This window comes from Aquabacterium sp., assembly GCF_036279655.1.
Classification (GTDB): Bacteria; Pseudomonadota; Gammaproteobacteria; order Burkholderiales; family Burkholderiaceae_C; genus Aquabacterium.
Map to the genome: position 1 here is coordinate 1 of NZ_DASUIT010000077.1, position 21,531 is coordinate 21,531.

Annotated in this window: 19 protein-coding genes; 11 read left to right on the forward strand and 8 right to left on the reverse strand. The window is 66.7% G+C overall.

Features of this window, described 5'->3' with window-relative positions:
• The 6 genes from VFW84_RS09330 to VFW84_RS09355 form a co-directional block, all read left to right on the forward strand.
• On the forward strand, window positions 1-2,601 hold a 2,601-nt coding region (locus VFW84_RS09330; protein ID WP_329680181.1), incomplete at its 5' end, for a DUF6701 domain-containing protein.
• Between the two features lie 143 nt (window positions 2,602-2,744).
• Entirely contained in the window at window positions 2,745-5,879 is a 3,135-nt protein-coding gene (locus VFW84_RS09335; protein WP_329680182.1) for a DUF6701 domain-containing protein, read from the forward strand.
• Window positions 5,880-5,974: 95 nt separating this feature from the next.
• Window positions 5,975-6,460 carry a prepilin-type N-terminal cleavage/methylation domain-containing protein gene (locus VFW84_RS09340; protein ID WP_329680183.1) on the forward strand — a complete coding sequence of 162 codons (486 nt, stop codon included), beginning with the start codon at window positions 5,975-5,977 and terminating at the stop codon, window positions 6,458-6,460.
• A complete protein-coding gene (locus VFW84_RS09345; RefSeq protein ID WP_329680184.1) occupies window positions 6,450-6,923 on the forward strand; it encodes a type II secretion system protein in 474 nt (157 codons plus the stop codon). The genes VFW84_RS09340 and VFW84_RS09345 overlap by 11 nt, the downstream gene beginning before the upstream one ends.
• Window positions 6,923-7,825 carry a prepilin-type N-terminal cleavage/methylation domain-containing protein gene (locus VFW84_RS09350; RefSeq protein ID WP_329680185.1) on the forward strand — a complete coding sequence of 301 codons (903 nt, stop codon included), beginning with the start codon at window positions 6,923-6,925 and terminating at the stop codon, window positions 7,823-7,825. The genes VFW84_RS09345 and VFW84_RS09350 overlap by 1 nt, the downstream gene beginning before the upstream one ends.
• Complete coding sequence (locus VFW84_RS09355; RefSeq protein WP_329680186.1) at window positions 7,822-8,307, forward strand: MSHA biogenesis protein MshP; 486 nt, start codon at window positions 7,822-7,824, stop codon at window positions 8,305-8,307. The genes VFW84_RS09350 and VFW84_RS09355 overlap by 4 nt, the downstream gene beginning before the upstream one ends.
• Window positions 8,308-8,317: 10 nt before the next feature.
• Here the strand turns inward: VFW84_RS09355 and VFW84_RS09360 are convergent, their stop codons facing one another.
• The 8 genes from VFW84_RS09360 to def all read right to left on the reverse strand — a co-directional run bounded on the left by VFW84_RS09360 (window position 8,318) and on the right by def (window position 16,746).
• Window positions 8,318-9,697, reverse strand: coding sequence for an MBL fold metallo-hydrolase (locus VFW84_RS09360; RefSeq protein WP_329680187.1), 1,380 nt, complete (start codon window positions 9,695-9,697; stop codon window positions 8,318-8,320).
• 5 nt (window positions 9,698-9,702) lie between these two features.
• Window positions 9,703-10,026 carry a YqjK family protein gene (locus VFW84_RS09365; protein WP_329680188.1) on the reverse strand — a complete coding sequence of 108 codons (324 nt, stop codon included), beginning with the start codon at window positions 10,024-10,026 and terminating at the stop codon, window positions 9,703-9,705.
• Window positions 10,027-10,043: 17 nt separating this feature from the next.
• Complete coding sequence (locus tag VFW84_RS09370; protein WP_329680189.1) at window positions 10,044-10,469, reverse strand: phage holin family protein; 426 nt, start codon at window positions 10,467-10,469, stop codon at window positions 10,044-10,046.
• A gap of 25 nt (window positions 10,470-10,494) precedes the next feature.
• Window positions 10,495-10,806 (reverse strand): DUF883 family protein, encoded by a 312-nt coding sequence (locus tag VFW84_RS09375; protein ID WP_329680190.1) that lies wholly within the window; start codon window positions 10,804-10,806, stop codon window positions 10,495-10,497.
• A gap of 130 nt (window positions 10,807-10,936) precedes the next feature.
• A complete protein-coding gene (locus VFW84_RS09380; protein WP_329680191.1) occupies window positions 10,937-14,212 on the reverse strand; it encodes a bifunctional diguanylate cyclase/phosphodiesterase in 3,276 nt (1,091 codons plus the stop codon).
• A 111-nt stretch (window positions 14,213-14,323) separates the two neighbouring features.
• Window positions 14,324-15,172 (reverse strand): zinc metalloprotease HtpX, encoded by an 849-nt coding sequence (htpX, locus tag VFW84_RS09385; protein WP_329680192.1) that lies wholly within the window; start codon window positions 15,170-15,172, stop codon window positions 14,324-14,326.
• Window positions 15,173-15,268: 96 nt separating this feature from the next.
• Entirely contained in the window at window positions 15,269-16,216 is a 948-nt protein-coding gene (gene fmt / locus VFW84_RS09390; protein WP_329680193.1) for a methionyl-tRNA formyltransferase, read from the reverse strand.
• An 11-nt stretch (window positions 16,217-16,227) separates the two neighbouring features.
• Window positions 16,228-16,746: a peptide deformylase gene (gene def, locus VFW84_RS09395; RefSeq protein WP_329680194.1), complete on the reverse strand. Its 519-nt coding sequence runs from the start codon at window positions 16,744-16,746 to the stop codon at window positions 16,228-16,230.
• Window positions 16,747-16,972: 226 nt separating this feature from the next.
• Between def and VFW84_RS09400 the strand changes: the two genes are divergently transcribed.
• The 5 genes from VFW84_RS09400 to truD all read left to right on the forward strand — a co-directional run.
• Entirely contained in the window at window positions 16,973-18,130 is a 1,158-nt protein-coding gene (locus tag VFW84_RS09400) for a LysM peptidoglycan-binding domain-containing protein (RefSeq protein WP_329680195.1), read from the forward strand.
• A 23-nt stretch (window positions 18,131-18,153) separates the two neighbouring features.
• Window positions 18,154-19,317 (forward strand): DNA-processing protein DprA, encoded by a 1,164-nt coding sequence (gene dprA / locus VFW84_RS09405; RefSeq protein WP_329680196.1) that lies wholly within the window; start codon window positions 18,154-18,156, stop codon window positions 19,315-19,317.
• On the forward strand, window positions 19,314-20,006 hold the full coding sequence (lipB, locus tag VFW84_RS09410) for a lipoyl(octanoyl) transferase LipB (RefSeq protein ID WP_329680197.1): 693 nt from the start codon (window positions 19,314-19,316) through the stop codon (window positions 20,004-20,006). The genes dprA and lipB overlap by 4 nt, the downstream gene beginning before the upstream one ends.
• Before the next feature lie 111 nt (window positions 20,007-20,117).
• Window positions 20,118-21,110 (forward strand): lipoyl synthase, encoded by a 993-nt coding sequence (gene lipA / locus VFW84_RS09415; protein WP_329680198.1) that lies wholly within the window; start codon window positions 20,118-20,120, stop codon window positions 21,108-21,110.
• Between the two features lie 98 nt (window positions 21,111-21,208).
• Window positions 21,209-21,531 (forward strand): tRNA pseudouridine(13) synthase TruD (gene truD / locus VFW84_RS09420; protein WP_329680199.1); only part of this gene is annotated, 323 nt, incomplete at its 3' end.

Below are 21,531 nucleotides of genomic sequence, written 5' to 3' on the forward strand. Positions count from 1 at the left end.
GCCAGCGGCAAGTTTTGCCGTGGATTGCTCATCCCAAAGAACCTGACCTCGGCCATCGATGCGCTGGAGACGGGCATCGATGTCAATGCCATCGGCAACTCGGGCACCCTGGCGTTCTGGTACAAGTCCGTCTCATCGGGATCCGAACATCGCATGCTGTATGACGCGTCGTCATCGGCTTCGAGCCATTTCTATCTCTACCGAGACGACGAAGGCAGCGGGGTCGACCTGAATGCCTACATCACCGATGGAGGGGGTACGAGCCGCAATGTGGACAAACTCAATGCGATGAGCGATGCCACCTGGGCGCACATCGTCGTGACCTGGAAGTTCACCACCGGCACCAGTGCCACGCGCATGCGGCTCTATGTGAATGGTGTTCAGCAAGATGAACAGACGTTCTCCGTGGCCAGCGGCGCCATCGCCAGTGCCATCAACACACTCTACTTTGGCGACAACCGCAGTGCGTCATCGCCCGAGGTGAACTCGGCCAATGGCTACTTTGATCAGATCAAGATCTACGACGCCGAGCTGACCGCTGCTGAAGTGTCGACGGTCTATGCCGAGTCGCCCAGTTGCGCCTCGCCTGCCCCCCACCACATCGAGGTCACCACCAGCAGCGCCAGCGGCGTGACCTGCAATCCGGTGAGCTATACGGTCAAGGCTTGCGCCAATGCCGATTGCAGCTCGACCTATACCAGTGGTCTGTCGGGCAATCTGCTGCTGTCAGGCACGCCCACGGTGAACTACACCGCGGCCTTCACGATTCCCGCCAGCAGCGCGAGCACCACGGTGTCGGCGCACATCGCCACGGCCGGGACGGTCACGGCAGGCTTGAGCGGCTTGTCCGTCACGCCCACGGCGGGCACCAGCCCTTACTGTGGCATGGGGGTGGCGGCCAGCGCGGGGGGCAGTTGTGTGTACACCGCCAACACCTCGGGCTTGCTTTTCAATGTGCTGGACCATGTCTCGGAGGTGTCTCAGGCCGTGAGCGTGAGCGCCGTGCGCTCATCCGACAACGCCACGGTGTGCACCCCGGCGTTTGCCAGCGTGAGCCGCAATGTGACCTTCAAGTGCAGCTACAGCAACCCGACGACGGTCTCGCCCACGGCACCCAAGGCGGTGCGCGTGGGCGGGGTGGCGCTCAATGCGGGCAACAATGCGACGGCGGCTTGCGATGGCAGCGGGCAGGCGGTGAGCTTGAGCTTCAATGCCAGCGGGGTGGCTGCGACCACGGTGCAGTACGCCGATGTGGGTCAGATGGGCTTGACGGCCACCTACACCGGATCGGGCAGCGAAGCCGGGCTGGTCATGACGGGCAGCGACGGCTTCATTGCGGCACCAGCGTCCTTCTCGATCTCGGGGGTGACGCCGGCGCCCATCAAGGCGGGCGAGTCCTTCTCGGCCACGGTGACGGCACGGAATGCGAGTGGTGCCGTGGCGAGCAACTTCGGCCGCGAGACCTCGGCCGAGTCGGTGCGCCTGACGCACAGCAAATACCGCCCCAGCGGCGGGGTGGCAGGCAACTTCACGGGCACGGGTGTGTCGCCGGCGGCGGCGCTGGGTGGCTTCAGCGCCGGTGCGGCCACGTCCAGCAATCTGCAATGGACGGAGGTGGGTTTGCTGGACCTGACGGCCACCTTGACCAGCGCCAGCTACCTGGGCAGCGGCCTGAGTGCCACGGGCACCACCGGCAGCAGCGGGGCGGTGGGGCCCATCGTGCCGCACCACTTCGATGTGGCGGTGACGCAGGCCTGCGGTGGCTTCACCTACAGCGGCCAGCCCTTTGGCGTCACGGTCACGGCGCGCAATGCGGCCAATGCCACCACGCAGAACTATGCGGGCAGCGGCACCATCGTGGCTGCACCACTGCTGTCGCTGTACCCGCAAGGGGTGAGCCTGTCAGCGGTGAACAATGCGGGCACGGGGGCCTTGACGTCGGGCACGGTGTCGGCCACCAGCTTTGTGGCGGGGGTGGCCACGGTGAGCGCCACGCCGGTGTTCACCTTCACGAACAAGCAGACGGTGCCGACCTCGGTGTCGATTCGTGCGACGGATGGGCTGTACTCGGCCGTCACGTCGTCAGGCTACAGCGAAGGCAGTGCGGCCTTGCGCAGCGGCCGGCTGAAGATGTCCAATGCCTTTGGCTCAGAAAAGCGCAGCCTGTCGCTGCCGATCCAGGCCCAGTACTGGAGCAGCAACAAGGCCTGGGTGGTCAACGGGGCCGACAGCTGCACCACGGTGCCGGCGGCGGCGGTGGCCACGTCCAACTACCGCAACTCCCTGGGGGTGGCGGCCGCGGGCTGGAGCACGACGGGCTCGGCGGTGAGCATCAGCAGCGGCAACGGCACCTTGACGATGTCGGCGCCCAGCCCCACCACCACGGGCAGTCTGGAGGTGGCCTTGAACCTGGGCTCGACGGCGGCCGACAATGCCTGCCTGGGCACACATCCGGCCAGCACGGGCGCCAACCTGGGCTGGCTGCGCGGGCTCAATGGCAACTGTGTGGCCTCGCATGACCGCGATCCTTCCTCCCGCATCACCTTTGGCATCTACAGTCCGGAGAACCGCCGCACCATCCATCTGCGTGAACTTCACTGAGGCGGCCCTCTGCATGGCGTCTCGAAACGAGCATTAATGCCCGTAGGCCTCATCTATTCGGTCTTTGCGGACAGCGCAGGCCTCTCACAATGGCGTGAGTGTGTCGTAATACGCCTGTCGGTATGGTGCTGGAAGGGGTGGCAATGTCGAGCCGGTGGAACAGTCTGTGGCAATCTGGGGTGCTGGCACTGTGCCTGATGGGCATGGGTGCAGCGCATGCGGGCTACTATGTCTACACCAGTGGCGTGACCTCGCCGCCCGACCCGGGGGCCAATCAGTACACCGTTTCCTTCACGTCACCCAACACCCTGGCTGAACACAACAGTGCCACGCCCAGCCGCTTGTCATATTCAAGCACCGTGGGCGCCGATACGGCGCTCATTGGGGACAACAGTGGGTCCTACAGCTACACGGGCTCCGTCACCGCGACGGGTTTCTCCGGCAATGCCCTCAAGCTGACCTCCAACACGACACCCAACGCCACCTACACCAATGTCACCTTCGCACAGGCCACGCCTTACGTGGGCTTCATGTGGCGCACCCAGTTCAATTCAGAGAACACGCAGTACGTCACGCTGACGCTGTCCAACGGCACGACCAAGGTGCTGAAGAACTGCACGAGCACGGCCAATGCCGAATGCGTGGGCATGTACGTGGACGACCCGAACTGGCTGGCTTCGCTGCTCAATGTCTTGCTCGGATGGTTGCTGGGCGACTCCATTCAGTGGCACTCCATCTACGTTCAGTACACGCCCGACAGCGGCGTCAAGGTCAGCTCCGTTCAGTTCAAGACTTACCGGTGTGAGAACTGCGGCTTTCTGTCCTCAGACACGTCGCAGGATATGTTCATCGACAACATCAGCTATGTGGATGCTGCGGTGGCCCCCCATCACCTGGAGATCACGGCGGATGCGGCCAGCGTGTCGGCCAATGTGGCCAAGACCTTCACGATCAAGGCCTGCGGCAATGCGGACTGCTCATTGAAATACATCAGCGGGGTGACGGGTACCCTGGCAGTCTCCGGTGTGACCGCGACGTTTTCGCCCAGCGCCAATTTCACCATTGCGGCCGGCCCCACCAACACGACGACGGTGTCGGTCACCTATACCTCGGCAGGGACGGCGGCCATGAGCCTGTCGGCCTACTCTCCTACGCCCAGCAACACCCCGAAGGTGTTTTGTGGTCTGGGTACGGCGGCGGCCAGTGGTGGTTCCTGCAACATGAGCGTATTCGTGCCTTTGCACCATGTGCGGATATCGGCCAGCAACGGCCTGACCTGCTCGCCGATCACCTACACCTTACGGGCCTGCTCCGATGCCACGTGTGCGACCGAGTACACCCTGGGGCTGAGTGGCAATCTGGCTGTCACGGGCTCAGGCATGACGGTGAACTATCCTTCGGGAGCCGCTTTTGCCATTGCCTCCGGCCAGGCGACCACGACGGTGCCGGTCCATGTCACCACGGTGGGGTCGGTGACCACGGCGACGCTCAGTTCCCTGTCGGCCACCCCGACGGGTTCGCCTTCGGTGTATTGCGGGATGAACGGGGCCACGCCTGCCAGCGGCGGCAGCTGCACGGTCTCGGCGGCCAGCTCAGGGCTCTTGTTCAATGTGCTCGATCATGCTGCCGAGAGTGCGCAGTCGGTGTCGGTGTCCGCCGTCAATTCATCCAATGCGACGGCGTGCACGCCGGCGTTTGCGAGCGTGAGCCGCAACGTGACCTTCAAGTGCACGTACAGCAATCCGACCACGGTCTCGCCCACGGCGCCCAAGCCGGTGCGCGTGGCCGATGCGACAACCAATGTGTACTACGCGCTGAACGCGGGCAACAGCACGAGCGCGGCCTGTGATGCCAGCGGCAAGAGCGTGGCCTTGAACTTCAATGCCAGTGGGGTGGCCACGGCCAAGTTCATGTATGCCGATGTGGGTCAGATGGGCTTGACGGCGACCTATACGGGCTCGGCGGGCACCAATGACACGGGCCTGACGATGACGGGCAGCGACAGCTTCATTGCGGCCCCGGCATCCTTCTCCATCTCCGGGGTGACGGCGGCGCCGATCAAGGCAGGCGAGTCCTTCTCGGCCACGGTGACGGCACTGAACTCGGCGGGGGGCACCGCCACCAATTTCGGGCGAGAGACCTCAGCCGAGACGGTGCGGCTGACGCACAGCAAATACCGCCCCAGCGGCGGGGTGGCGGGCACCTTCACGGGCACGGGCGTGTCGCCGGCGGCGGCCCTGAGCGGCTTCAGCGCCGGTGCGGCCACGTCCAGCAATCTGCAATGGACAGAGGTGGGTTTGCTCGACCTGACGGCCACCTTGACCAGCGCCAGCTACCTGGGCAGCGGCCTGAGTGCCTCGGGCACCACCGGCAGCAGTGGGGCGGTGGGGCCCATCGTCCCGCACCACTTCGATGTGGCGGTGTCGCAAGCCTGCGGTGGCTTCACCTACAGCGGCCAGCCCTTTGGCGTCACGGTCACGGCGCGCAACGCGGCCAATGCCACCACGCAGAACTATGCGGGCAGCGGCACCATCGTGGCCGCACCACTGCTGTCGCTGTACCCGCAAGGGGTGAGCCTGTCGGCGGTGAACAATGCGTCCACGGGGGCCTTGACGTCGGGCACGGTGTCGGCCACCAGCTTTGTGGCGGGGGTGGCCACGGTGAGCTCAACGCCGGTGTTCACCTTCACGAACAAGCAGACGGTGCCGACCTCGGTGTCGATCCGGGGAACCGATGCGCTGTACTCGACAGTGAACTCATCGGGCTACAGCGAAGGCAGTGTGGTGCTGCGCAGCGGCCGGCTGAAGATGTCCAATGCCTTCGGCTCAGAAAAGCGCAGCCTGTCGATGCCGATCCAGGCGCAGTACTGGAGCAGCAACCAGGCCTGGGTGGTCAACGGGGCCGACAGCTGCACCACGGTGCCGGCGGCGGCGGTGGCCACGTCCAACTACCGCAACTCGCTGGGGGTAGCGGCCACGGGCTGGAGCACGACGGGCTCGGCGGTGAGCATCAGCAGCGGCAACGGCACCTTGACGATGTCGGCACCCAGCCCCACCAGCGCGGGCAGCCTGGATGTGGCCTTGAATCTGGGCTCAACGGCGGCCGACAATGCCTGTCAGGGCACGCACCCGGCCAGCACGGGCGCCAATCTGGGCTGGTTGCGCGGCCTCAATGGCAACTGTGCGGCCACGCATGACCGCGATCCCTCCGCACGCATCAACTTCGGGATCTACAGCCCGGAGAGCCGCAAGACCGTGCACATCCGCGAGCTCTACTAGGCGGGTCTGAAAGACGGCAGGGATACCGGGCGTATTTCACGCGTATCGACGCGCCACAGCCGCTCACAATCCCTGCAAGTGGGTGAAGGAGCATCATGCGCAGTGTGGGTCGGTTCACGGTGAGCGGGTTCAGCATGCCGGAGCTGGTGATCGTCATTGTGGTCGCCAGCGTGGTGGCGGTTTCCGTCATTCCCAAGTTCGACACGGCGCTGGGCTTGCGTGACGATGCCTGGCGCGACCAGGTGCTGGCCGCGCTGCGCTATGGCCAAAAGAGTGCGGTGGCCCACCGCCGGCTGGTGTGTGTCACGGTCAACAGCACCTCCCTGTCCTTGCGCATTGCCAGTGCGAACCCCGCGAGCAGCTGCAACAGCGATCTGCGGGGGCCGGAGGGCAGTGCCGTGTTCGCCACGAACGGCGACAGCAGCTCGACGACCGCAGTCGCTCCAGCCGGAGTCATCTACTTCCAGCCCGATGGGCGCGCGACCTCCGACGGCGCAGGGACGACCGTGTCCTCGCGCACGGTGTCCATGAGCGGGGTCAGCAGCATCACGGTCAATGGGGAGACGGGCTATGTCCAATAGCGAGCGCACCGCACCCAAGCTCCGCCAACGTGGCTTCACGCTGATCGAGATGGTCATGGCCATTGTCGTGATCGGCGTGGGTCTGGCGGGGGTGATGCTGGCTTTCAGCACGGTGTCGCGCAACAACGCTGACCCGGTGGTGGCCAAGCAGATGCTGGCGCTGGCGGAGGAATACATGGAGGAGATCCAGCTCAAGCCCTACGACGTCACCGCACCCGCGGCCGCACCGGGCTGTGCGCGCAGCGCCTTCAACGATGTGGCCGACTACCATGGCTACAGCCAGTCGTCCATCTGCAACATCGATGGCACGGTGATCCCTGCGCTGGCGGGCTATTCGGTGAGCATCGCGGTGGTGGTGTCGGCGCTCGATGGCGTGGCGGACGCCCGGCGGATCACGGTCACGGTCAGCCATGGGTCGGACAGCCTGCAACTGGTGGGCTGGCGCACGGACTACGGGGATTGATGATGCACACCCGCCCTCTGCTCCCTGCCCGTGGGTTCACCCTGGTCGAGCTGATCATCGTGATCGTGATCGGCGCCGTGCTGGCCGCCACGATGGCTGTCTTCCTGCCGCCGGCCTTGCGCTCTTATGTGGATACCCGCGTGCGTGCCGATCTGGGCGATCAGACCGACACGGCCCTGCGGCGCATGCTGCGTGATGTGCGGCAGGCCGTGCCCAACTCTCTGCGCATCCCGGCCAGCACCTGCTTCGAGGTGATCCCTGCCAGCGCGGGAGGGCGCTACCGCATGAATGCCGACACGAGCAACGACAGCGGTGCGTGCACCGCCTCAGGGGGCGCGACCTGCGCCGCCTACGTCGACACCGCTGCGGAGACCACCACCTTCGATAGCCTGACGACCCTGTCGACCGTGCCTGCCGTGGGGGACTTCATCGTGATCGACAACCAGAACCCCAACGATGTCTATGCCGGGACCAACCGCTCGGCCATCACGGCGGTGGCCACACCGCCGCTGGCAACGCAAGGCAAGCACCGCATCACCATCAATGCCTTGCAGGTGCCGGTGGGCTATGCCGGTGGGCGCTTCATGGCCGTGCCCAACAGCCAGCAGGCGGTGTTCTATTACTGCATCGGTGCGGATGGCACCCTCGATGCCAATGGGGATGGCAAGGGCACGCTGTACCGGCGCAAGGCCTATGGCTTCAACGCTACCTACCCCGCGGCCTGTCCGGCGGACACCACCGCCGATGTGATCGCCACGCACGTGCGCAGTTGCAGCTTTGTGTACGACGCCAATCAAGGGGCGACCCAGCAAAGCGGCTTCCTGTGGCTGGAGCTGGCGATCGCCCGCAACAACGAGACGGCACACCTGGCGGTGGGTGCGCATGTGATGAACGTGCCATGAGCCAGAACCCCATCTCATCCGGCAGACAGCGCCAGCGCGGCTTGGGCGCCATTGCCGCCATCTTCGTGCTGGTGATGCTCGCTGCGCTGGCCGCCGCCGTGGTGCGTCTGAGCTGGTCGGCGCAGACGTCCTTTGCGCAGGATCTGCAGGGCGCACGCGCCACGCAGGCGGCCCAGGCGGGCATCGAGTGGGGCTTGTTCAAGGCCCTGCGCGATGGCAGCTGGGCCAATTGCGCGGGCAGTCAGACGGTGGATCTGCGCACCGAGACGGGGTTTCGGGTCACGGTGACCTGCTCTTACGTGTCGTATGTCGAGGGCGAGACCACCGCGGGCGCCCCGCGCACCGTCAAGGTCTACACCATCAACGCGGTGGCCTGCAACGGCACGGCCGCGAGCTGCCCCGACAATGCCTCGGCGGCCTCGACGCATTATGTCGAGCGCATGCGCCAGGTCATGGCCACGGACCGCAACACCGAGGAATGAACCCGCCTGCTCAGGCCCGCGTCTTGCGGGTCTTGACCAGTTCGACCACCTGCCGGTAGTCGGGCACGCGTGCGCGCAGGCCCAGTTGTTCTTCGATGCGCAAACGCAAGGTGTCGGCGGCCGTGGGCTCGCCGTGCACCACGAAGACCTCCTTGGGCGGCTGGGCCAGGGCATTGATCCAGTTGAGCAGGCCGCTCTGATCGGCGTGGGCCGACAGCCCCTCGATCTGCACGACCTCCGCCCGGATGGGCACGTACTCGCCAAACAGCTTGACCGCCTTGGCACCTTCGGCCAGGGCCGCGCCACGCGTGCCCCCGGCCTGGAAGCCGCTGAGCACCACTGAGTTGCGTGAGTGCGGCCCGTAGTGGCCCAGGTGATGCAGCACGCGACCGCCGGTGACCATGCCGCTGCCGGCGATGATGACCATGGGGTAACGCAACTGCATCAGGGCCTGCGATTCCTTGACGTCGCGCACGAAGCGGGTCATGTGGTTGATGGCCTCGCACTCCTCATGGGTCAGGCGGTGCTCGTCGGCATGCTGCTCATAGAGGTGGGTGGCAGAGATCGCCATGGGGCTGTCCAGGATGATGGGCAGCTTGGGGATGGCCCCCGCCTCTCGCAGGCGGTAGAGCGCATACAGCAGGCCTTGCGTGCGGCCCACCGCGAAGGCCGGGATCACGACCACGCCGCCGCGGGCGGCGGTGCGGCGCACCACGTCACCGAGCTGATCGATGGGGTCCTTGTCGGCGTGCAGCCGGTCGCCATAGGTGGACTCGATCACCACCCAGTCGGCGCTCTGGCCGGTGGCAGGAGGCTGCATCACCAGATCGTCGGTGCGTCCCAGATCACCCGAGAACAGCACGGACTTGCCCTTGAACTCGACGTTGATGCTGCTGGCGCCCAGGATGTGGCCGGCCGGCGTGAAGCGGGCGCGCACCCCCTGGCCCAGCGAGACCACGCCATCGGGTGAGACACGCTTGACGTGGCGCAAGGTGGTCTGCACATCGCGCACGGTGTAGAGCGGCTTGGCGGGCTGGTGCTTGGTGGCGCCGTGGCGGTTGCGGTAGCGGGCTTCTTCTTCCTGCAGGTGGGCGGTGTCCAGCAGCAGGATCTCGCACAGATCGGCCGTGCCGGGCGTGGCCCAGACGGTGCCTTTGAACCCATGGCGAAACAGCAGGGGCAGCGCGCCACTGTGGTCGATGTGGGCATGCGTGAGCAGCACCGCATCGAGCGTGCTGGGGTCGAAGGGCAGGGGCGCCCAGTTGCGCTCGCGCAGGAGCTTGTAGCCCTGAAACAGGCCGCAGTCGACCAGGATGCGCAGGCCTCCCACCTCGATCACGGTCTTGGAGCCCGTGACCGTGGCGTTGGCGCCGTAAAAGGACAGTTGCATGGCGATCAGTCTTTGGGGGTGACGGGCGTGTTCGCGGTCTGGCCACCCAGCAAGGGTTGAACCTTCTGCCAGGTCTGCCACAGCCACAGGGCTCGGCCCGCCAGGCTCATGATGGAGCGTGGGCTGGCGACCAGAAGGGCCGCTGCGGCGCCGACCAGCCACCACGGATGGGCGCCCAGCCATTGGCCGCCGGAGCGCACACGGGCACTCAGGCCCAGCACGGGTGCGACGGTTCGCGCCGCTTCATGGCCCAGTTGCGTGCGCAACAAGGCGCTGCGGTGTTGCAGCAGCCGCTTCTTGAGGGCCAGTTGTTGATCGGTCAAGGCCATGGCAGTGGAGCTCAGGCTCAGGGTTGGGGGGGCGAGGGCGGCGGGGTGGGGCGCAGGCTCTGCTGATCCTGCTCCAGCTCGGCCAGGGTGCCCGCCAGCATGTCGGCGGGAGACTGCAGGCGCGAGCGGATCCACCAGAGGATGCCGCCGCAACCCAGCCAGAAGCTCAAGGTGATCAGGCTGAGCACCAGCACCCGGTGCTCGTCCCAGAACAGCACCGTGATCAAGGCGGCCAGGAAGATCAGGCCCGAGCAGCCCAGAAAGACCGCCACGGCCCCCCAGGCCATCACGCGCAGCACGCGGCGTTTCTCTTGCTCGAACTCGGTGGCCAGCAGGTCCAGCCGGGTTTGCAGGATGGCCAGAAGCGTGGCGGCCAGCCCTTGCAGGGAGTTCAGCAAACCACTGCCGGGGGGCGGTGGTGGCGCGGGAGGGGTGTCGCTCATCGTGGGCGCGAGATCAATGCGGGTCTCAGCGGCGGCTGATCAGCATGCCCAGCATCAGGCCCACACCGGCGGCGATGCCGATGGACTTCCAGGGGTTCTCGTGGACGTAGACATCCGTGGCCTTGGCGGTGGCCTTGGCCTTGTCGATCACGGCCGCCTGCACTTCCACCAGGCCCGTCTTGGCCTGGGCCAGTGTGGCCTGCACGCGGGAGCGCAGCTCGGCCACGCCAGCGCTGGCATCACCGGCCGTGGCCGACAGCAGCGCCTCTGCATCGGCCAGCACCAGCTTGAGGTCGGCCATCAGCTTGTCTTTCTGTTCTGCAGTCAAGTCGCTCATGTTCTCTCTCCTTGTGTCGGGCAGGGGTGCCCGAAAGGATCAGAGTACGACCTCCGAGCGCCAAGGACATGATAAACATCAAGGTCCCTGTTGCTTGTGGGGGATTGGTGACAGCCGGAAACAGCGCGGCTCAGGCCGTGGGTGCCGAGGCGAAGGCCGGCAGCACGCCACCGAAGAACTGCAGGCTGTGACGCGTGAGCAGCTCTTCAAAAGCGGTCTCGTTCATGGGGCGGCCCAGGTGGTAGCCCTGGGCCTCGTCGCAGCCATGGTCGCGCAGGAAGGCGGCCTGCTCGGGGGTCTCCACCCCTTCGGCCACGATGCCCACCTCCAGGCGGTGGCCCATGGCGATGAGAGCCGCCACCAGACGGCTGTCACCCGTGGACTGGGGCACGGCGCTCAGGAAGCTGCGGTCCAGCTTGAAGCGGTCGACCGGCAATTCGCGCAGATAGGCAAAGCTGGAATAGCCCACCCCGAAGTCGTCGATGGCAATGCCCACGCCCAGGGCGCGCAACTCTCTCAGGATGTCCGCGGCGCGCAGGGACTCGCGCACCACCACGCTCTCGGTGATCTCCAACTCCAGCGCGGTGGGCGGCAGGCCGGTCTCTTGCAGCACCAGGGCGACCCGCTCGGCGATGTCTTGCTGATCGAGCTGCACTGCTGAGAGGTTGACGGCGACACGCAGTGGCCAGCCGGTGCGCTGGCGCCAGTGCTGGGCCTGCTGGCAGGCGCGTCGCAGCACCCACTCGCCCATCATGACGATCAGCCCGGTCTCTTCGGCCAGCGGAATGAAATCGGCCGGGGGCACCAGCTTGCCACCATGTTCCCAGCGCAGCAGGGCTTCGGCCCCGGTGATCTGCCCGGTGGCGCAGTCGAACTGGGGCTGGAAGTGCAGGCGCAGCTCGTCCCGCTCCAGCGCCTTGTACAGGTCGTTTTCCAGCACCAGGGTGTCGGCCGCAGGGGACTCCATGTCGTCGCTGTAGATCTGGATGCGGTTGCGCCCATTGTTCTTGGCGCGGTACATGGCCAGGTCGGCATGGCGCATCAGCGTGATGGGGTCGCTGCCGTGGGTGGGGTAGAGCACCAGGCCGATGCTGGGGGTCACACGCAACTCGTGCGGGCCCACACGCAGGGGCTCGGAGAACAGGTCGATCACCTTCTGGGCCACGCGCTCGCCGTCCTCGGCTTCGGTGATGCGGGGCAGCAGGATCACGAACTCGTCGCCACCGATGCGCGCCACGATGTCGGAGGTGCGCATGGCCGAGCGCAGGCGGCGCGCCACCTCGATGAGCACGTTGTCACCGATGTGGTGGCCCAGTGTGTCGTTGATCTTCTTGAAGCGGTCCAGGTCCAGGAACATCAAGGCCATGATGTGGCCGTCACGCTCGGCGATCTGCATGCAAGCCTTGAGCTGTTCCTGCAGCATGTTGCGGTTGGGCAGGGCCGTGAGCGCATCGTGCAGGGCCATGTGCTGCAGTTGGCTCTCGGCATCGCGCCGGGAGGTCACGTCCTGCGCCATGGCCAGATAGCCTGTGAGGGTGCCGGTCTCGTCGCTCAGCACGGTGACCGAGATCTCGGCCACCAGCGGGCGCCCGTCGGCGCGGATGAGGTTCCATTCGCTGGGCAGGCCGGGCGAGTCCTGCGCCAGATGCATCAGCACATTGAGCTCTTCGGCGGGCTGGTTGAGGCGCAGGGCCAGCATGTGCGATCGCTCGATCACCTGCAGGGGGTCGAAGAACTGCTGCGTGGTGCTGCGGCCGACCACCTCGTGGGCCTTGTAGCCCAGCAGCGCCTCGCCGGCGGGGTTGATGGCCTGGATCACCCCGTGGCGGTTGAGCACCAGGATGGCGTAGGGGGCGTTGTTGACGATGACGCGTCGCATCTCGTCGATCTCGTTGAGCTGTCGATGCGCCTCCAGGATGGCGCGCTCGGCGGCCTGCTCGGCGCTCAGGTCCCTGAGCACGCCGATGTACTGGGTCTGACCATCGTGCTCCATGGTGCTGATGGCCAGATCGAGCGGGAACACCTCGCCATTGGCCCGGCGGCCCTCGGTGCGGCGGCCCACCCCATCCATGCCGACGCGTTGCGTGGCCAGGAAGTCCGCGATCGACTGCTCACTGGTGGTCTGGGACGTTCCGCCTGCGGCCGGGATCAATTGGCACAAATGCATGCGCAGCATCTCTGCTTCGGTGTGACCGAAGATGCGGCCCACGGCGCGGTTGACCCCCAGGATCCAGCCGGTGGGGGCGATGGTCAGGATGCCGTCCACGGTGTGGTCGATCACCGAGCGCAGCCGCTGTTCGCTCTCGACGGCCTTGCGGCTGAGTTCCCGGCCGATGCGCGCCGCTCGACGCTGTCGGTTGGCGGCGCTCAACAGGGCCCACCACAGGCCCAGCGAGCCCAGCGTGCCGCCGGCCAGCAAGGCCAGGGGGTAGGGGGCCAGCGCATGGTTCACATGGGGCCGCTGGAACTGCAGTTGCCATTGACGGCCGGCCACGCTCAGGCGCGTGCGCTGGGTATCTGCCCCTGTGCGATCTTGCGCGAGCTTGAGTCCGCCGTGGGCTGCGCTGTCGAACACCAAGGCCGCCCTGGCGTGCGGCGCCTGTCCGGGCCCCAGATCGTCGATCCGCCAATGCAGGTGGCGCCACTGTGCGGCGGGCATCACCTGGCCCATCAAGGCCGAGGCCCGAAACACACCGCTGATCTGTCCGATGTAGGCCTGTCGCCGGCTGGCGACATCGCCCGGCACGGCGCCGCCGCGGTACACGGGCATGCGCACGATCAGCCCCAGCTTGTCGGGGCCGCGCAATTGCAGCAGCGGGATCGGTGGCGAGATCTGAGGCAGGCCGGTGTCGCGCGCGCGCTCCAGGACGGCCCGGCGAGCAGGCTCCACCGCCGTGTCATAGCCCATCACGGATTCATTGCCCGCCATGGGTTCATTGAACACCGTGGCCACATAAAAGGGCCGATCCCCGTCGGGTTGGATGCGGTACAGCGGGTAGCCCCTGGGGCTGACGGTGGTGTCCTGACGCACCGAGGCTTCGAAAGCCGCTTTGTCCGGGTGGTTCACCAGGCGTGCATATTGCACGGCCAGCAGGGCGGGGTATTCGGTCTCCACCCCCAGGCTCTGGAAGTGGGTATGGAAGGCCCTGCGGGACACGGCATCACTGACCAGGAACATCGCATGGAAACTGCCCAGCAGATCCATGTAGTGGTCCAGTTGACGGTCCAGGATCTGCGTGGCCTCGGTGGCGTCGCGCACGAACTGCACGTTCGCCTCGTCCTGCATCTGGCGGGCCGAGCGCTGCCACACCAGCGCGGAGATCACCAGACCCAGGCACAGGGTGACCCACGACCAGCGTCGAAGATGGCGAGATTCCTGGTGAGTGTGGTCGATCGCAGCGAGCATCCAGCATCCTTCATGGCCCGCGCCCCCTTGAGATGGGCGCGGATGAAGGTGTTATCGGATGTTGCGAGCCGGCCTTGAGCTTGTCCAGTGCCTGTCCCCGCCTTGACGGGGTCAGCCGCCTCGCGCCATGGCCATCAGACGGGCCACACGCTCCTCCGTGGCGGGGTGGGTCGAGAACAGGCCCTTGATCCCTCCGCCCGACAGGGGGTTCATGATCATCATCTGGGCGGTTTCAGGATGGCGCTCGGCGGCTTCCAGGGGGATGCCCTGGGCGTAGCGCTGGATCTTGGTCAGGGCGCTGGCCAGGGCCTGCGGGTCGCCCGAGATCTCGGCGCCACCGCGATCGGCTTCGAACTCACGGGCGCGGCTGATGGCCATCTGGATGAGGCTGGCGGCCAGCGGGGCCAGGATGGCCACGGCGATGCCGGCAATGGGGTTGGCCGGGCGGCCTTCTTCGTCGCGCCCCCCGAAGAACATGGCGAAGTTGGCCAGCATCGAGATGGCACCGGCCATGGTGGCGCTGATGGTGCTGATCAGGATGTCGCGGTGCTTGACGTGGGCCAGCTCGTGCGCCATCACGCCACGCAGTTCACGTTCGCTGAGGATGCGCATGATGCCGGTCGTGGCTGCTACAGCGGCATGCTGCGGGTTGCGGCCCGTGGCAAAGGCGTTGGGGGCGGCTTCGTCGATCAGGTAGACCTTGGGCATGGGCAGCTCGGCCCGCTGGGCGAGCTCTTGCACCATGCGGTAGAACTGCGGCGCGGTGGTGGCATCGACCTCGCGGGCGTTGTACATCTTCAGCACCATCTTGTCCGAGAACCAGTAGCTGAAGAAGTTCATGCCCACGGCGACGAGCAAGGCCAGCATCATGCCGGCGCGGCCACCGAGCATGGCACCGATGGCCATGAAGAGGGCGGTAATGGCCGCCATCAGGATGGCGGTTTTCATCATGTTGAACATGGCAGGGCTCCTTGGACGAAGCCAGTGAACCGCCACATGGCGGCACCAGCATAGATGCGTGCCGCCGAGCAAAGTTCAAGCCCGGCTGTGTTTCCATCATGTAAAGCGTGGGGGCAGGGGCGTGCCGGCGTGAAGTACCTCACGCGTGCTCAGGCGCTTGCCGCCGGGGCGCTGCAGGGTCTGCAGGGCCAGGGCCTGCTCACCACAGGCCACCACCAGGGTGTCGCCCTGAGCGTGCAGGATCTCGCCAGGCTGGCCGCTGGCGGGCACCACGCTGGCGGCCCACAGCTTGACGGTGTCACCGCCCCAGCCGAAGGTGCAGCCCGGGAAGGGGTCGAAGGCGCGCACGCGGCGCTCGATCACGGGGGCGGGCAGCGTCCAGTCGATGGCGGCTTCGGCCTTCTCGATCTTGTGGGCATAGCTGATGCCCTCGGCCGGTTGCGGCGTGGCGGTCAGCCGCTCACCGCTGGCCAGAGTGCCCAGGGCCTGAACGATCAGGCGGCCGCCCAGCGTGGCCAGGCGGTCGTGCAGCACGGCGGTGGTGTCGTCCGCCCGGATGGCTTCGCGCTCGATCAACAGCATGTCGCCGGTGTCCAGCCCGATGTCCATCTGCATGATGGTGATGCCGGTGTCCGCATCACCCGCCTCGATGGCGCGGTGGATGGGCGCGGCGCCGCGCCAGCGCGGCAGCAGGGAGGCGTGGATGTTGAGGCAGCCCAGGCGGGGCGCCTCCAGCGTCCACAGCGGCAGGATCAGGCCGTAGGCCGCCACGACCATGACATCGGCCTGGGCCGCATCGATCAGGGCCTGGGCCTCGGCGGCTTCGGCGGGGTATTTGCCATCCAGGCGCAGGCTGTGGGGCTGGGCCACGGGCAGGCCGTGCTCCAGCGCGAACTGCTTGACCGGCGAGGCCTGCAGCTTCATGCCCCGTCCGGCGGGCCGGTCGGGCTGGGTCAGCACCAGGGGGATGTCGTGGCCGGCCGCATGCAGGGCGGCCAGGGCCTCACGGGCAAATTCCGGGGTGCCGGCAAAAATGACCTTCATTGCGCCTGCGCTCACAGGGCGGTGCCTTCGCCGTCGTGCGCGCGTTTGAGCAGCTTGGTCTTGATGCGGTTGCGCTTGAGGGGTGAGAGGTATTCCACGAAGACCTTGCCCAGCAGGTGATCCAGCTCGTGCTGCACGCACACAGCCAGCAGCTCGTCGGCGTCGAACTCGTAGCTCTGGCCATCGCGGTTGAGGGCCCGCACGCGGATGCGGGCGTGGCGCTCGACCTTGTCATAGATGGTGGGCACGGACAGGCAGCCTTCTTCCCAGACGATCATCTCCGCACTGCGCTCGATGATTTCCGGGTTGATCAGCACGCGCGGGTCGTTGCGCTCCTCGCTGGTGTCGATCACGACCACGCGTTCATGCACATCGATCTGGGTGGCGGCCAGGCCCACGCCCTTGGCGTCGTACATGGTCTCCAGCATGTCGTCGACCAGGGTGCGGATGCGGTCGTCGATCTGGGCCACGGGTTTGGCCACCTTGTTCAGGCGGGGGTCGGGGTAGCGAAGAATGGGCAGCAGAGCCATGGTCTTGACGGGAAAAGCTCGAAGGAGAGGGTGTGGAAGCAGCGCAACGCCTGGGGACGCCCTGAGGGGCGATGGCACGGTAACACAGGGCAACCGGCGTTGCCGCTGTTGTCAATTTACGTGCAGAATCAGACGATCATTGACCAGATTGTGCCGAAAGTCCGATCACCCTGGGGCCAGGTGCCCCTTGCAGGGGTGCCGGCAGGGCCCATTGGAGACCGTTTTCATGATTCGTCATTCTCTGTCCGCGGCTGTGGCGTTCAGCCTGGGCGTGGTGGCGGCATCGGCAGCGCTGAACGCGCAGGCCCAGGCTGTACCCGACTACCCGATCACCGCACAGCAAAAGGCCACCGCCAGCAAGGTGGCCGAGGCAGGGGTGCCGTTGTCCGATCTGGCGCCCAATGCGCCGGACTCCTACACCGTCAAGCGGGGTGACACCCTCTGGGACATCTCCAAGATTTTCCTCAAGCGCCCCTGGCGCTGGCCCGAGCTGTGGGGCATGAACCTCCAGCAGATCCGCAACCCCCACTTGATCTTCCCGGGTCAGGTGCTGTACCTGGACAAGTCCAACGGCCGGGCCCGCCTGCGCCTGGGCACCCCGGTGGGCGGCGATGTCAAGCTCTCGCCTCGCCTGCGTGAGGGCTCGCTCAGCGACGCCATCACCACGGTGCCCGTGCACCTGCTCGAGCCCTTCTTCAACGAGGCCGTGATCTTCGACACCAGCGAGGAGCTGCTCAAGGCGCCTCGCATCGTGGCCACCCAGGAGGGCCGCGTGCTGGTCTCGCGTGGCGAGAACGCCTACATCCGAGGCCCCGTCAACGGCCAGCGTGACTGGCGCGTGTTCCGCGAGCCCAAGGCGCTGCGCGATCCCAAGACCAAGGAAGTGCTGGGCTACGAGGCCTTGTATGTGGGCGCGGCCGAGCTGGTCGAAGAAGGCACTGAAGGCACGGGGGCCGATGGCAACCCGCTGATCATCCCGTCCACGATCACCATGAAGCTGGCCCGCCAGGAAGGCATGGTCGGCGACCGTCTCACGCCCGTGCCGCCCCGCGATTTCGACAGCGTGGTGCCTCACGCGCCCGCTGGCGACATGGCTGGCATGGTGGTGGGCCTGTATGGCGAGGCCCTGACCGCCGGTCAGAACCAGATCGTGTCGCTCAACAAGGGCAGCAAGGACGGCATGGAGCGCGGGCATGTGCTGGCTCTGTGGCGTGACGGTGCACTGGTTCGCGATGTGACCGAACCGGGCAAGCCTACCATCAAGCTGCCCGACGAGCGCCATGGCCTGCTGTACGTGTTCCGTGTGTTCGACAAGATGTCCTACGCCCTGATCCTCACGGTGAAGGACCCGGTCAAGCCGGGTGACCGTTTCACGCAGCCTTGAGTTCCGGGGAGGGCAGGGATCCGATGGACCCGCAGGAGTTGCGCGCCTGGCTGCGCCTGGTGCTGACGCCTCGTGTGGGCCTGCTCACGGCGCGTCGCCTGCTGGCGGCCCTGGGCTCGCCGCAGGCGGTGTTCGAGGCCCGTCTGGAGGTGTTGACGGCCTTGGCCGGGTCGCGCGAGGCCAAGGCCTTGCAGATCGAGCCAGACGCGCTGGACGACCACGTGCGTGCAACGCAGGACTGGCTGCTGGCCCAGGACCCCGAGGCGCAGGCCCTGGGGGCGACCCGTGCCGTGCTCAGCCTGGCCGACGAGCGCTACCCCACTGCGCTGCTGCAGGCCGACGACCCCCCCTTGCTCGTGTTTGCACAGGGGCATCTGGCGCTGTTGCGCAAGCCCTCCCTGGCCATGGTGGGCAGTCGTCACCCGACCCCGCAGGGCGCGGACAACGCGCGGGCTTTTGCGCGAACGTTCAGTGCCGCAGACCTGACGGTGATCTCCGGGCTGGCCGATGGCATTGACGGTGCGGCCCATGAGGGCGCGCTGGAGGGCCTGGAGGACAGTGGTGCGGGTGGCAGCACCATTGCCGTGGTGGGCACCGGCCTGGACCGGGTCTATCCCGCCAAGCACCGCGCCCTGGCGCACCGCATCTCGCGCCAGGGCCTGATGCTCAGCGAATTTGCCCTGGGCACGCCCCCCTTGCCGGCCAACTTTCCCAAGCGCAACCGCATCGTGGCGGCCCTCTCGCGGGGCACCCTGGTGGTCGAGGCCGCGCTGCAGTCGGGCTCGCTCATCACCGCGCGTCTGGCCAGCGAGATGGGGCGCGAGGTCTTTGCCATCCCCGGCTCCATCCACGCCCCCCAGGCGCGCGGATGCCATGCCCTGATCAAGCAGGGCGCCAAACTGGTTGAGACCGCGCAGGATGTGCTCGATGAACTGCAGTGGGGCGGCGCCAGCCTGCTGGGCGGCGAATCCCTGGCGGCGGGGCCCTGGGCCGAGGCGCCCGCCGAGGGCGAGGTGGCCGATCCCGTGCTGGGCGCCATGGGCTTTGATCCGGTCAGCCAGGATGCCTTGTCGGCCCGCACGGGCATGGGCCCGGCCGAGCTGGGTGCGCGCCTGCTGGCGCTGGAGCTCGATGGCCGGGTGGCGCGCCTGCCTGGGCAGCTGTTTCAGCGGGTGGCCCGCGCATGAGCACGGCCTTGCTGACACGGATGCTGGGGCGGGTGGACTACGAGCCTACCCTGCAGGCCATGCAGACCTTCACCGAGGCGCGCACGCAGGACTCGCCCGACGAGCTGTGGGTGTGCGAGCACCCGCCCGTCTTCACCCAGGGGCTGGCGGGCCAGGCGGGCCATGTTCTGTTCAACCCGCCCGGGCCCACCCACATCCCCGTGGTGGCCACCAACCGCGGAGGGCAAGTCACCTACCATGGCCCCGGTCAGGTGGTGGCCTACCCCTTGCTGGACCTGCGCCGACGGGGCTACTTCGTCAAGGAATATGTGCACCGCCTTGAGGAGGCGGTCATCCGTACCCTGGCGCACCTGGGGGTGACGGGGCACCGTCTGGCGGGCGCGCCGGGCATCTATGTGCGGCTGGACGATCCCTTTGCGCATGCAGCCCTGAGCACCCCGGCCGATCCGCGCGATCCCTTCAAGGGCCTGGGCAAGATCAGCGCCCTGGGCATCAAGGTCTCGCGCCACTGCACCTACCATGGGGTGTCCTTCAATGTGGCCATGGACCTGAGCCCATTTGATCGCATCAACCCCTGCGGATACGCGGGACTGCGCACGGTCGATCTGGCCTCGCTGGGCGTGGCCATCGGCTGGGACGAGGCGGCCGTGCTGCTGGCTGCCAAGCTGGAGACCTGGCTGGCGCCCTGAGCGGAAATCCCGCTTCCATGCAGGTCTGTGGACCTCCACGATGGGCGGGGCGGTGGCCTTGGGCTACAGTGTCAACCGGACCCCGCCTTGGTGGCGTGGGACCGCACTGCCATGACCACAGATTCGCTGCCGCCCGACGCCTCCCCGACGCCTTACGACCCCACTGCCAAGCAGAAGGCCCAGGCCAAGACCTCCCGCATCCCTATCAAGGTGGTGCCCAGCGGTGAGGTGCTGCGCAAGCCCGAGTGGATCCGCGTCAAGGCGGGATCGCCCAGCACGCGCTTTTACGAGATCAAGAACATCCTGCGCGAGCACAAGCTGCACACGGTGTGTGAAGAGGCGTCCTGCCCCAACATCGGCGAATGCTTCGGCCACGGCACGGCCACCTTCATGATCATGGGTGACAAGTGCACGCGCCGCTGCCCCTTTTGCGACGTGGGCCATGGCCGCCCCGACCCGCTGGATGTCAACGAGCCGGCCAATCTGGCCAAGACCATTGCGGCGCTCAAGCTCAAGTATGTTGTCATCACCAGCGTGGACCGCGATGACCTGCGCGATGGTGGCGCGGGGCACTTCGTCGAGTGCATCCAGCAGATCCGGGCCTTGTCGCCCGCCACCCGCATCGAGATCCTGGTGCCCGACTTCCGCGGGCGCGATGACCGCGCGCTGGAGATCCTCAAGGCGGCCCCCCCCGATGTGATGAACCACAACCTGGAGACTGCGCCACGCCTGTACAAGGAGGCGCGCCCGGGCAGCGACTACCAGTTCAGCCTGAACCTGCTCAAGAAGTTCAAGGCCCTGCACCCCGACATCCCCACCAAGAGCGGCATCATGGTCGGCCTGGGCGAGACGGATGAGGAGGTGCTGCAGGTCATGCGCGACATGCGCGCGCACGACATCGACATGATCACCATTGGCCAGTACCTGGCGCCCTCGGGGCACCACCTGCCGGTGCGCCGCTATGTGCACCCCGACACCTTCAAGATGTTCGAGGCCGAGGCCGTGAAGATGGGCTTCACCCACGCGGCGGTGGGGGCCATGGTGCGGTCGAGCTATCACGCGGACAAGCAGGCGGCGCAGGCGGGGGTGGATGTGTCGAAGTGAGAGAAGGCATGCGGCTTGGGAGAGAATCGCTGTTTGGATTGCCCCCTGGTCGGTGATACAGCCTGTCCCTGTCGACGGCTGGTGCCGTCAGCCCCCTCATGACCGACGCTCAATACACGACCTTGCCGCAATGGCCCAACGCTTATCCGGCCAGCGGTGCCAGCGCCACCCTGAAGCGCCTCAACGAGGACTTCATCGTGACCGAGCTGCCGCTGCAGCTCCCCTCCGGTGAGGGCGACCACATCTGGCTGGACATCGAGAAGAACGGTGCCAACACCGCCTTCGTCGCCCAGCAACTGGCCGAGGCTGCCGGCGTGCAGGACAGGGACGTGGGCTATGCCGGACTCAAGGACCGCTACGCCATCACCCGTCAGTGGTTCAGCATCTATCTGGCGAACAGCACCAAGAAAGGCGAGGAGCT